Raw genomic sequence first — 12,315 nt, forward strand, 5'->3', positions numbered from 1 at the left:
ATGGCGTCAAAGCAATGGCCCAGAATGACGCAGGGTTTACCGCACAGGCATGGGACCGGCGCTCAAACTATGGGAGGGTGGCGGTGGAGGCAATGGCAGCTTCTGTGGGAGCAAGGCTTGCCCGCGATGAGGCCGCCACGGTCTTCTGGAGAATCGCAGCGCTGCATCGCGAGCAAGCTTTGCTCCCACCGGTTCGCGCCCCGCATTGCTTACACCAGGCCTCCCACAAAAACTGATCCTTTCCAGTCAGGCGCGATATACTGCCGCGCCTTTTTAGTGTCGCGCCAGCATACCCGGCGTGCCTTGACCCTGAGGGTCCGCTTCAAGCCGCAAGCTTCAAGCGGCAAGCTGAAGCAGTACGCGTACCGCCCTGAACTTGCCGCTTGAAGCTCGCTGCTTGAGGCTGCCTTATAGAATGTTCCCGTCTTTTAGAGGAGCGCGACTCATGACCGTGATCAAGCAAGACGACCTGATTCAGAGCGTTGCCGACGCCCTGCAATTCATTTCCTACTACCACCCCGTGGATTTCATCCAGGCGATGCACGAGGCCTACCTGCGCGAGGAATCGCCGGCAGCCCGTGACTCCATGGCGCAGATCCTGATCAACTCGCGCATGTGCGCCACCGGCCACCGGCCGATCTGCCAGGACACCGGCATCGTGACCGTGTTCGTGCGCGTGGGCATGGACGTGCGTTGGGATGGCGCAACCATGAGCCTGGACGACATGATCAACGAGGGCGTGCGTCGCGCCTACAACCTGCCGGAAAACGTCCTGCGTGCCTCCATCCTCGCCGACCCGGCAGGCGCACGCAAAAACACCAAGGACAACACCCCGGCGGTCATCCACTACTCCATCGTCCCGGGTAACACCGTGGAAGTGGACGTGGCGGCCAAGGGCGGCGGTTCCGAGAACAAGTCGAAGATGGCCATGCTCAACCCGTCCGACTCCATCGTCGACTGGGTGCTCAAGACCGTGCCGACCATGGGTGCCGGCTGGTGCCCACCGGGGATGCTCGGCATTGGCATCGGCGGCACCGCCGAGAAAGCCGCCGTCATGGCCAAGGAAGTGTTGATGGAATCCATCGACATCCACGAGCTCAAGGCCCGTGGCCCGCAGAACCGTATCGAAGAGATGCGCCTGGAGCTGTTCGAGAAAGTCAACCAGCTGGGCATCGGCGCCCAGGGCCTGGGTGGCCTGACCACCGTGCTCGACGTGAAGATCATGGATTACCCGACCCACGCCGCCTCCCTGCCGGTGTGCATGATCCCCAACTGCGCCGCCACCCGCCACGCCCACTTCGTGCTGGACGGCAGCGGCCCGGCGGAGCTGCAAGCGCCACCGTTGGACGCCTACCCGGAAATCGTCTGGGAAGCCGGCCCGTCGGCGCGCCGCGTCAACCTCGACAGCCTGACCCCGGAAGAAGTCCAGAGCTGGAAACCGGGCGAAACCGTGCTGCTCAACGGCAAGATGCTCACCGGTCGCGACGCGGCGCACAAGCGCATGGTGGAAATGCTCAACAAGGGTGAAACCCTGCCGGTGGACCTCAAGGGCCGCTTCATCTACTACGTCGGCCCGGTCGACCCGGTGGGTGACGAAGTCGTCGGCCCGGCCGGCCCGACCACCGCCACGCGGATGGACAAGTTCACCCGCCAGATCCTCGAGCAGACCGGCCTGTTGGGCATGATCGGCAAGTCCGAACGCGGCCCGACCGCCATCGAAGCGATCAAGGACAACAAGGCCGTGTACCTGATGGCCGTTGGTGGCGCCGCTTACCTGGTGGCCCAGGCGATCCGCAAATCCAAGGTCCTGGCGTTCGCCGAACTGGGCATGGAAGCGATCTACGAGTTCGAGGTCAAGGACATGCCGGTGACCGTTGCGGTCGATAGCCAGGGCGAGTCGGTGCACATCACCGGCCCGGCCATCTGGCAGAAGAAGATCAGCGACAGCCTGGCGGTAGAAGTGCAGTAACACACCCTTCGACGCTATGAAAAAGGCCGGTGAGCTTCATGCCCACCGGCCTTTTTTGTGTGTTTTCCCCAATAAAACCCTCTGCGGAACCCTGTGGGAGCGAGCCTGCTCGCGATAGCGGTGGGTCAGCTTGCATCCATGCCGGATGTACCGCCGTCATCGCGAGCAGGCTCGCTCCCACAGGGGGGTTTGTGGTTGCCTGGGAAAATGATGTTCACGCCATGCTATGGTGCCCGCCCGACTTGCAAACTGTTCACACCCGCATGCTGCCAACCACCCGTACCTTGCGTCTGTCGCTGTACACGTTGATGATCCTTGCTGGCGCCGCCGTCGCCGCCACCCTCGCCGTGCGCCACGCCGAGCGCGCAGCCCTGGAGGAAGACGCCCACCGGGCCAGCCAGCAACTGGCGCTGTACGCCAATTCGCTGCACACCCTGATCGAACGCTACCGGGCCTTGCCCGCGGTGCTGGCGCTCGACCCGGAGTTGCGCGCGGCCCTCAAGGGGCCGGTGGAGGGCGCGCGGCAGGACGCGTTGAATCGCAAACTGGAGCAGATCAACGGCGCCGCCCAATCCTCGACCCTGGAACTGCTCGACCACAACGGCCTGGCCGTCGCGGCCAGTAACTGGCGCCTGCCCAGCAGTTATGTGGGGCACAACTATGGCTTTCGTCCCTATTTCATCCAGACCCGCACCCAGGGCTCCGGGCGCTTCTATGCGGTGGGCGTGACCAGCGGCATCCCGGGCTACTTCCTCTCCAGTGCCGTGACCGGCGACAACGGCGAGTTCCTCGGCGCGATGGTAGTGAAACTGGAGTTTCCCGAGCTTGAACGCGAATGGCGCCAGGGCAGTGACACCCTGCTGGTCAGCGATGCCCGTGGCATCGTGTTCATCGCCAATCGTCCGGGCTGGCGCTATCGCCATTTGCAACCGTTGACCGACAGCGACCGCGCCGAACTCAAGGCTACCCGCCAGTACGACAAGCAACCGCTGCAACCCCTGACCCTCGAACCGCTGCGGCGCTTTGACGACAACAGCCACCTGGCCCGTGTCGCAGCCCCCGGCGGCAGTGCCGATTACCTGTGGGAATCCCTGCCGCTGGCGACTGAAGGCTGGACGCTGCACCTGCTGCGTCATCCACAGATCGCCTTCGAAGACCTGCGCAATGCCGGGCTCGCTGCTGCCGGATCATGGCTGGCGCTGGTGTTCCTGCTGCTGTTCCTCAACCAGCGTTGGCGCCTGGCAAAGTTGCGTCAGCGCAGCCGCGAAGAACTGGAGCGCCTGGTGGAAGAACGCACCCGAGATCTGCGCACGGCCCAGGACGGCCTGGTGCAATCGGCCAAATTGGCGGCCCTGGGGCAGATGTCCGCGGCGCTGGCCCATGAAATCAATCAACCGCTCACCGCCCAGCGCATGCAGTTGGCAACCCTGCGCCTGCTGCTGGATCACGGCCGGGTCGATGACGCCTACAAGGCCCTCAAACCGGTGGACGACATGCTGACCCGCATGGCCGCCCTCACCGGCCACTTGAAGACATTCGCCCGCAAAAGCCCCAGCGGCTTGCGCGAACGCCTGGACCTGGCAGCGGTGGTCGATCAGGCACTGCAATTGCTCGACACGCGCCTGCGGGACGAACAGGTCAGCACCGTGCTGCACCTGACGCGCCCGGCGTGGGTGCGTGGCGATGCGATCCGCTTCGAACAGGTATTGATCAACCTGCTGCGCAACGCCCTCGATGCCATGGCCGAGCAACCCCTCAAGCGCCTGGAAGTGCGCCTGGAGGCCGATGAGCAATTGTGGCGCCTGACCGTCAGCGACACCGGCAGCGGGATTGCCGAGGAGCATCTGGCCCAGGTGTTCGACCCGTTCTTCACCACCAAGCCGGTGGGCGATGGCCTGGGCCTGGGCCTGGCGGTTTCGTTTGCGATCATTCATGAATCGGGCGGGCGACTGACCGCAGACAACCATAAGAACGGCGCGGTGTTCTGCGTGACGTTGCCCATCGATCAGGAGGTGCAGTTGCATGCTTAGCCACACCCAACTGAAAAGCGTAACGGTCGTGGATGACGAAGGCAGCATCCGCAGCGCCGTCGAGCAATGGCTGAGCCTGTCGGGGTTCGAGGTGCAACTGTTCAGCCGCGCCGAAGAATGCCTGGCGCAGTTGCCGGAGCATTACCCGGGGGTGATTCTCAGCGACGTGCGCATGCCCGGGCTCAGCGGCCTGGAGCTGTTGGCCGAAGTGCGCCGCCGGGACCCGGACCTGCCAGTGATTCTGTTGACCGGCCACGGTGACGTGCCAATGGCCGTGGAAGCCATGCGTGACGGCGCCTACGACTTCCTGGAGAAGCCCTTCAGCCCCGACGCCCTGCTCGGCAGCCTGCGCCGGGCCCTCGACAAGCGCGCCCTGGTCCTGGAGAACCGCCGCCTGCATGAACTGGCCGACGCCAGGGCCCGGCTCGACGCGACACTGCTGGGTGTTTCACGGGCGCTGCAAAACCTGCGGCGTCAGGTGCTGGACCTGGCGACGCTGCCGGTCAACGTTTTGATTCGCGGTGAAACCGGCAGCGGCAAGGAACTGGTCGCTCGCTGCCTGCATGACTTCGGCCCGAGGGCGAACAAGCCCTTCGTCGCGCTGAACTGCGCGGCCATCCCCGAGCCGCTGTTCGAGGCCGAATTGTTCGGCCATGAGAGCGGTGCGTTTACCGGCGCCCAGGGCAAGCGCATCGGCAAGCTTGAATACGCCGACGGCGGTACGTTGTTCCTCGACGAAATCGAGAGCATGCCCCTGGCCCAGCAGGTCAAGTTGCTGCGGGTGCTACAGGAACAGAAGCTTGAGCGCCTGGGCTCCAACCAGAGCATCCGTGTGGACCTGCGCATCATCGCCGCGACCAAGCCCGACCTGTTGGACGAAGCCCGGGCCGGGCGTTTTCGCGAAGACCTGGCCTACCGCCTGAACATCGCCGAACTGCGCCTGCCGCCGTTGCGGGAACGGCGCGAGGACATTCCCCTGCTGTTCGAACATTTCACCCACAGCGCCGCCGAGCGCCTGGGCCGCCCCGCCGCCCCCCTGAGCGGCCCGCAGTTGAGCCATCTGCTTAGCCATGCCTGGCCGGGTAATGTGCGTGAACTGGCCAACGTCGCCGAACGCCAGGTGCTGGGATTGGATCAGCCGCACACCCTGGACACGGAGCCCGGCCAATCCCTGGCGGCCCAGCAGGAAGCCTTCGAAGCCCAGTGCCTGCGCGCCGCCCTGACGCGGCACAAGGGTGATGTGAAAGCGGTGCTCGAAGAGCTGCAACTGCCCCGACGCACCTTCAATGAAAAAATGCAGCGGCATGGGTTGAACCGGGAGATGTTTTTGCAGGACAGTTGATTTTGGGCGACTGGACTGACGTCATCGCGAGCAGGCTCGCTCCCACGGGGGGCTAGGTGCATGCAGGTAAGACACAGTAAAACCTGTGGGAGCGGGCTTGCTCGCGAAAGCGCTGGGTCAGCTTGCATCAATGCTGGATGTACCGCCGCCTTCGCGGGCAAGCCCGCTCCCACAGGGATTGTGTGTATGCAGGTCAGGATGTCCCTACCGCCGATGCGCCCAGCGCTGGCGCAACCACTCCAGGTCTTCAGGACGGGTGATCTTGATGTTATCCGCCCGCCCTTCAATCAAACGTGGCGCCAGCCCGGCCCATTCCATGGCCGAGGCTTCATCGGTGATGACCGCGTCCGCCACCAGGCTGTCGGCGAGGGCCCGATGCAGGGCGCCGAGGCGGAACATCTGGGGGGTGTAGGCCTGCCAGATCACGCTGCGATCAACGGTTTCCAGCACGCGGCCATGCTTGTCGACGCGCTTGAGGGTGTCCCGGGCCGGGATGGCCAGCAGGCCGCCGACCGGGTCGTTCACCAACTCACCGAGCAGGTTGTCCAGATCGTCCCGGGACAGGTTGGGGCGGGCGGCGTCGTGCACCAGCACCCAATCGTGGTCATCGGCACCCTGCCCGTGCAAGTGCAGCAAGGCATTGAGCACTGAATCCGAACGTTGCTCGCCACCGTCCACGCGCTGGATGCGCGGGTCGCTGGCGCAGCCCAGGGTCGGCCAGTAGGGATCATCGTGGGCAACGCTCACCACCACGCCTTTGACGGTGGGGTGATCGAGGAAACAGCCAAGGCTGTGTTCAAGAATTGTGCGTCCGCCCAGTTGCAGGTACTGCTTGGGACGGTCCGCGGCCATCCGGGCGCCAACGCCCGCGGCGGGAATCACGGCCCAGAAGGCCGGCAAACGAAGACTCATTGGGCCAACTGGTAGAGGGTTTCACCCTCCTTGACCATGCCCAATTCATGGCGAGCCCGCTCTTCAACGGTCTCCATGCCTTTTTTCAACTCGGTGACTTCGGCGTCCATCACCCGATTACGCTCCAGCAACGCCTCGTTCTCGGCATGCTGGTCGGCAATCTGCTGCGTCAGGTCGGCCACTTGCGCCAGGCTGCCATTACCCACCCACAGGCGGTACTGCAGGCCGGCCAGCAACAGGAGCAAGACTAGAAACAACCAATTGGGACTGCGCATCGAATATCAGGTATCCAGTGAAAAAAGACCGCCATGCCAAACTTTGCAGCGTCTGATAGCACGAAGCCTGGAAAACCCAGGCTTGTGCTTGATAAGGCATCAGATTAGAGGGAAAACCACCACCGGGGCGAGTTTTCCGACGCAATCCGCTGTCTTTTTACCATCTACCGCTTAACCACGAAACTCCGCACGACCGTTGTACTTGGCCTTGCCGTTCAACTGTTCTTCGATACGCAGCAGTTGGTTGTACTTGGAAACGCGGTCGGAGCGGCACAGCGAACCGGTCTTGATCTGGCCTGCCGCCGTGCCCACGGCCAGGTCGGCAATGGTCGAATCTTCGGTTTCGCCGGAGCGGTGGGAGATCACGGCGGTGTAGCCGGCGGCCTTGGCCATCTGGATGGCTTCCAGGGTTTCGGTCAGGGTGCCGATCTGGTTGAACTTGATCAGGATCGAGTTGGCGATCTTCTTGTCGATGCCTTCTTTCAGGATCTTGGTGTTGGTCACGAACAGATCGTCACCCACCAGCTGGGTTTTCTCGCCGATCTTGTCGGTGAGGATTTTCCAGCCGGCCCAATCGGACTCGTCCAGGCCGTCTTCGATGGAGATGATCGGGTAGCGCTCGGTCAGGCCCTTGAGGTAGTCGGCGAAACCTTCGGCGGTGAACACCTGACCTTCACCGGACAGGTTGTACTTGCCGTCTTCGTAGAACTCGCTGGCGGCGCAGTCCAGGGCCAGGGTCACGTCGGTGCCCAGGGTGTAGCCGGCATTGGCCACGGCTTCGGAGATCACTTTCAGCGCGTCTTCGTTGGAGGCCAGGTTCGGTGCGAAACCGCCTTCGTCGCCCACTGCGGTGCTCAGGCCACGGGCCTTCAGCACAGCCTTGAGGTGATGGAAAATCTCGGTGCCCATGCGCAGGCCTTCGGAGAAGGACTTGGCGCCTACCGGCTGGACCATGAATTCCTGGATGTCGACGTTGTTGTCGGCATGCTCGCCGCCGTTGATGATGTTCATCATCGGCACCGGCATCGAGTAGACACCCGGAGTGCCGTTGAGGTTGGCGATGTGGGCGTACAGCGGCAGGTCCTGGTCCTGGGCAGCGGCCTTGGCGGCAGCCAGGGAGACGGCGAGGATCGCGTTGGCACCCAGGGTGGCCTTGTTCTCGGTACCGTCGAGCTTGATCATCGCGTGATCGAGGGCTTTCTGGTCGGCAGGGTCCTTGCCCAGCAACAGGTCGCGGATCGGACCGTTGATGTTGGCCACGGCTTTGAGCACGCCCTTGCCCAGGTAACGGCTCTTGTCGCCATCACGCAGCTCCAGCGCTTCGCGCGAGCCAGTGGAAGCACCGGACGGCGCGCAGGCGCTGCCGATGATGCCGTTGTCGAGAAGCACGTCCGCTTCAACAGTGGGGTTGCCACGGGAGTCGAGAACTTCACGACCTTTGATGTCGACGATTTTTGCCATTGTTGTAAACACTCCAAAGTTGACGAAACGCTGTAGGCGCACGGCCGGATGGCGATGGGAGGTCAAGGGCGCCATCGCGGGCAAACCTTGCTCCCACCAAGCCATGCTCCCACAAGGAACGGTGCTTTTAATCGAGCGGTACTTTACCGGAGAAAACCGCGTTACGCGGTTTCTATCGTCGGAAAACCCTTGACCAGGTCGTCCAGCGCCTTGAGCTGAGACAGGAACGGCTCCAGCTTGTTCAAGCGCAAGGCACAAGGGCCGTCGCACTTGGCGTTGTCCGGGTCCGGGTGGGCTTCGAGGAACAGGCCTGCCAGGGACTGGCTCATACCGGCCTTGGCCAGGTCGGTGACCTGGGCGCGACGACCGCCGGCGGAATCGGAACGGCCGCCCGGCATCTGCAGCGCGTGGGTCACGTCGAAGAACACCGGGTATTGGAACTGCTTCATGATGCCGAAGCCGAGCATGTCCACCACCAGGTTGTTGTAGCCGAAGCTCGAACCACGCTCGCAGAGGATCAACTGGTCATTGCCGGCTTCTTCGCACTTGCTCAGGATGTGTTTCATTTCCTGGGGGGCGAGGAATTGGGCTTTCTTGATGTTGATCACCGCGCCGGTCCTGGCCATGGCGACCACCAGGTCGGTCTGGCGCGACAGGAAGGCCGGCAACTGGATGATGTCGCAGACCTCGGCGACGATCGCCGCCTGGTCAGGCTCATGGACGTCGGTGATGATCGGCACGCCAAAGGCTTGCTTGATGTCCTGGAAGATCCGCATGCCCTCCTCCAGGCCAGGACCACGGTAGGAGGTCACGGACGAACGGTTGGCCTTGTCGAAGCTGGCCTTGAAGACGTAGGGGATACCCAGTTTCTGGGTGACCTTCACGTACTCCTCGCAGACCTGCATCGCCATGTCGCGGCTTTCCAGCACGTTCATGCCACCGAACAGCACCATGGGCTTGTCGTTGGCAATCTCGATGTCGCCGACGCGGATGATCTTCTGGGCCATCGTCTTATGCCTTTTTCTGATGTTGAGCCAACGCGGCTTTCACGAAACCGCTGAACAGCGGATGACCGTCCCGTGGCGTCGAGGTGAACTCGGGGTGGAACTGGCAGGCGACGAACCATGGGTGGTCCTGTGCTTCCACCACTTCCACCAGCGCGCCGTCACCGGAGCGCCCGGAGATTTTCAGGCCCGCCTCGATCAGTTGCGGCAGCAGGTTGTTGTTCACTTCGTAGCGATGGCGGTGACGCTCGACGATCACGTCCTTGGCGTAGCAATCGTGCACCAGGGAGCCGGCTTCGAGCAGGCATTCCTGGGCGCCGAGGCGCATGGTGCCGCCCAGGTCGGAGCTTTCGGTGCGTACTTCCACGGCGCCGGTGGCATCTTCCCACTCGGTGATCAGGCCGACGACCGGGTGGCCGCTGGCGCGATCGAACTCGGTGGAGTTGGCGTCTTTCCAGCCCATCACGTTACGGGCGAATTCGATGACCGCCACTTGCATGCCCAGGCAGATCCCCAGGTAAGGCACCTTGTTTTCGCGGGCGTATTGCACCGCGGTGATCTTGCCTTCCACGCCCCGCAGACCGAAGCCGCCCGGCACGAGGATCGCGTCGGCGCCTTCGAGCAGGCCGGTGCCCTGGTTCTCGATGTCTTCGGAATCGATATAGCGCAGGTTGACCTTGGTGCGGTTGCTGATGCCGGCGTGACTCATCGCTTCGATCAGCGACTTGTAGGCGTCCAGCAATTCCATGTACTTACCGACCATGGCGATGGTGACTTCGTGCTCCGGGTTGAGCTTGGCATCGACCACGGCGTCCCATTCGGACAGGTCGGCGCCGGCGCATTGCAAGCCGAAGCGCTCGACGACAAAGTCATCCAGGCCCTGGGAGTGCAGGATGCCCGGGATCTTGTAGATGGTGTCGGCGTCTTCCAGGCCGATCACCGCGCGCTCTTCAACGTTGGTGAACTGGGCGATCTTGCGACGCGACGAGAGGTCGATCGGGTGATCGGAGCGGCAGATCAGCACGTCCGGTTGCAGGCCGATGGAACGCAGTTCCTTGACCGAGTGCTGGGTCGGCTTGGTCTTGGTTTCACCGGCAGTGGCGATGTACGGGACCAGGGTCAGGTGCATCAGCATCGCGCGCTTGGCGCCGATTTCGAAACGCAACTGGCGGATGGCTTCGAGGAACGGCTGGGACTCGATGTCGCCCACGGTTCCGCCGATCTCGACCATCGCCACGTCGGCGTCGCCGGCACCCTTGATGATGCGGCGCTTGATTTCGTCGGTAATGTGCGGGATGACCTGGATGGTCGCGCCCAGGTAATCACCACGACGCTCCTTGCGCAGCACGTGCTCGTAGACGCGTCCGGTGGTGAAGTTGTTGTTCTGGGTCATGGTCGTGCGGATGAACCGCTCGTAGTGGCCCAGGTCCAGGTCGGTCTCGGCGCCGTCGTGGGTGACGAACACTTCACCGTGCTGAAACGGGCTCATGGTGCCCGGGTCGACGTTGATGTACGGGTCCAGCTTGAGCATGGTGACCTTAAGTCCCCGCGCCTCCAGGATGGCCGCCAATGAAGCCGAGGCAATGCCTTTCCCCAATGAAGAAACAACACCGCCCGTGACGAATATGTAGCGCGTCATGAAAAACCCTAGAAGTCTGCGTTAAAGCGGTCCGAGCCGCCGGGGAAAGCGAAGGAAGGCCGAAGCCCCCGATCACCTGCATTAATCACAGTGCACCTTTCAAAAAAACCGCCGCGTTGGGACAGACCGGAAGTGAAATCACCGGTACGTTGCTCGCTACACATTTTTTGGAATCGCCCAGCAAAGACTGCTTGGTAATCGGCAACTGCTGCAATTCAGGCGAATCCACAGAAGTTGTATCAAGAAGGGAGCGTAGTCTACCGGAAAGCCCCTTTCAGCTCAAACCCCGATCTTGGCCTCTGGCTTCCAGATCAGTTGCCAACTGCCATCAGCCGCAGCGTCGAGCCCGGGCAGATTGGCCACTGCCAGCAATTGCTCGCCCCGATACAGCAGCGGCAATCGGCCGCGAGCGAACGCCGGCACCGCGCGTTCATTGAGTAAACGCTTGATATCCCGATGACCACGGCCCGGCAGCTCCAGCACTTCGCCGCCTTGACGATAGCGCACGCAAAGTGGGCCCGCCGGGCGCCTGCCGTTGAGGATGACCCGACCGTTGTCCGGCAACTGCAAGGGTACCGCCGGATCCGCCCATTCGACGGGGCCCGCAGCCGAACGTAGCCAGTGGTCGGATAACCACCAGGCGCGCCCGTCCCCCCGGTGCAGTTCACCGCCGGCCAGCCGCCAGATGGGCCGGGCATCTTCAGCCGCATCGCGCAACGAATCCCAACCGGACCAATGATCACTGTCCGGCAGCGTCGTCATTGACGCCAACCAATGGCTCAAGGCATTGCGCTGACGAGCCGGCGACAAGGCTTTCAACGCTGCCAATTCAAGCGAGGGCAAGCCCAGCCAATCGAACGCACCCGGGGTGGTGGCGCCAGCCAGGTCGAGCCGTGCCAGGTCATCCAGCAAGCCTTGGGCCTCTGTCATGTGCGCAGCGCTGCGAGCCAGGCTCATCGACACTTGGGGCCATTGCTCGGCAAGCAACGGGAACACCCGCTGGCGCAGGTAATTGCGCGAATAACGGTGATCGTCGTTGGACGGGTCGTCGATCCAGCTCAGCCCCTGCTGCGTTGCATAGGCCTGCAGCTCCGCGCGGGACACGTCGAGCAGCGGGCGCAGCAAGTGCCCGGGGCCCAGAGGACGTTGCCGCGGCATCGCCGATAACCCCCTCACCCCCGCCCCCCGCAACAAACGAAACAGCAGCGTTTCGGCCTGATCGTCACGGTGCTGGCCGGTGAGCAGCACTTCGTTGTCGTGGATGGCCGCGACAAAGGCGCCATAACGTGCGTCCCGGGCGGCGCGTTCGATGCTCGCTCCGGGACGGACCTGGACGCTAACCACGCGCAGCGGTACACCCAAGGCCCTACACACCGCGCGGCAATGGTCCGGCCAGGCATCGGCCGCCGCCTGGAGGCCATGATGAATATGGAGGGCGCTGAGTGCGGGCAGGGTGTGGTGTTTCGAGAGAGATGCGAGCAGGTGCAGCAGGACGGTGGAGTCGAGGCCGCCGGAGAAGGCGATGCGCCAAGTGGCGGCGTTGCGCCAGGGGGACAGTTGGGTGAGGAGCCGGGCGGGTAGATCAATCCTGGACTGATTCATAGGAACTGGCCTTCACACCAATCAAATGTGGGAGCGGGCTTGCTCGCGAATGCGGTGTCTCAGTTAACGATTATGTCGACT

Annotated in this window: 8 protein-coding genes and 1 pseudogene; 3 read left to right on the forward strand and 6 right to left on the reverse strand. The window is 63.1% G+C overall.

Annotation, left to right across the window (positions count from 1 at the left end):
- The first annotated feature begins 445 nt into the window (after positions 1-445).
- The 3 genes from J7E36_RS02285 to J7E36_RS02295 all read left to right on the forward strand — a co-directional run bounded on the left by J7E36_RS02285 (position 446) and on the right by J7E36_RS02295 (position 5,341).
- Entirely contained in the window at positions 446-1,969 is a 1,524-nt protein-coding gene (locus J7E36_RS02285; protein ID WP_214999483.1) for a fumarate hydratase, read from the forward strand.
- Positions 1,970-2,190: 221 nt separating this feature from the next.
- Positions 2,191-3,999: a sensor histidine kinase gene (locus J7E36_RS02290; RefSeq protein WP_435304149.1), complete on the forward strand. Its 1,809-nt coding sequence runs from the start codon at positions 2,191-2,193 to the stop codon at positions 3,997-3,999.
- Positions 3,992-5,341 carry a sigma-54-dependent transcriptional regulator gene (locus J7E36_RS02295; protein WP_214999485.1) on the forward strand — a complete coding sequence of 450 codons (1,350 nt, stop codon included), beginning with the start codon at positions 3,992-3,994 and terminating at the stop codon, positions 5,339-5,341. Before J7E36_RS02290 ends, J7E36_RS02295 begins: the two co-directional genes overlap by 8 nt.
- A 204-nt stretch (positions 5,342-5,545) precedes the next feature.
- Here J7E36_RS02295 and ispD read toward each other — a convergent pair whose 3' ends face one another.
- From ispD to tilS, 6 genes and pseudogenes are all read right to left on the reverse strand, one after another.
- The gene (gene ispD, locus J7E36_RS02300; protein WP_214999487.1) at positions 5,546-6,253 is read right to left on the reverse strand and encodes a 2-C-methyl-D-erythritol 4-phosphate cytidylyltransferase; all 708 of its coding nucleotides are present in this window, start codon (positions 6,251-6,253) and stop codon (positions 5,546-5,548) included.
- Entirely contained in the window at positions 6,250-6,528 is a 279-nt protein-coding gene (gene ftsB, locus J7E36_RS02305; RefSeq protein WP_003184873.1) for a cell division protein FtsB, read from the reverse strand. The genes ispD and ftsB overlap by 4 nt, the downstream gene beginning before the upstream one ends.
- Before the next feature lie 171 nt (positions 6,529-6,699).
- Entirely contained in the window at positions 6,700-7,989 is a 1,290-nt protein-coding gene (gene eno, locus J7E36_RS02310; RefSeq protein WP_003184875.1) for a phosphopyruvate hydratase, read from the reverse strand.
- 161 nt (positions 7,990-8,150) lie between these two features.
- Positions 8,151-8,996, reverse strand: a complete 846-nt coding sequence (gene kdsA, locus J7E36_RS02315; RefSeq protein ID WP_214999490.1) for a 3-deoxy-8-phosphooctulonate synthase — start codon at positions 8,994-8,996, stop codon at positions 8,151-8,153.
- Between the two features lie 4 nt (positions 8,997-9,000).
- The gene (locus J7E36_RS02320) at positions 9,001-10,632 is read right to left on the reverse strand and encodes a CTP synthase (protein WP_214999492.1); all 1,632 of its coding nucleotides are present in this window, start codon (positions 10,630-10,632) and stop codon (positions 9,001-9,003) included.
- Positions 10,633-10,906: 274 nt separating this feature from the next.
- Positions 10,907-12,234: pseudogene (gene tilS, locus J7E36_RS02325) on the reverse strand (tRNA lysidine(34) synthetase TilS).
- Positions 12,235-12,315 lie beyond the last annotated feature (81 nt).

Source organism: Pseudomonas fluorescens (assembly GCF_018614775.1).
GTDB lineage: Bacteria > Pseudomonadota > Gammaproteobacteria > Pseudomonadales > Pseudomonadaceae > Aquipseudomonas > Aquipseudomonas fluorescens_BY.

Coding starts and splice junctions, on each gene's coding strand:
- J7E36_RS02285 (WP_214999483.1), top strand. CDS start 446: ATGACCGTGATCAAGCAAGACGACCTGATTCAGAGCGTTGCCGACGCC.
- J7E36_RS02290 (WP_435304149.1), top strand. CDS start 2,191: ATGCTATGGTGCCCGCCCGACTTGCAAACTGTTCACACCCGCATGCTG.
- J7E36_RS02295 (WP_214999485.1), top strand. CDS start 3,992: ATGCTTAGCCACACCCAACTGAAAAGCGTAACGGTCGTGGATGACGAA.
- ispD (WP_214999487.1), bottom strand. CDS start 6,253: ATGAGTCTTCGTTTGCCGGCCTTCTGGGCCGTGATTCCCGCCGCGGGC.
- ftsB (WP_003184873.1), bottom strand. CDS start 6,528: ATGCGCAGTCCCAATTGGTTGTTTCTAGTCTTGCTCCTGTTGCTGGCC.
- eno (WP_003184875.1), bottom strand. CDS start 7,989: ATGGCAAAAATCGTCGACATCAAAGGTCGTGAAGTTCTCGACTCCCGT.
- kdsA (WP_214999490.1), bottom strand. CDS start 8,996: ATGGCCCAGAAGATCATCCGCGTCGGCGACATCGAGATTGCCAACGAC.
- J7E36_RS02320 (WP_214999492.1), bottom strand. CDS start 10,632: ATGACGCGCTACATATTCGTCACGGGCGGTGTTGTTTCTTCATTGGGG.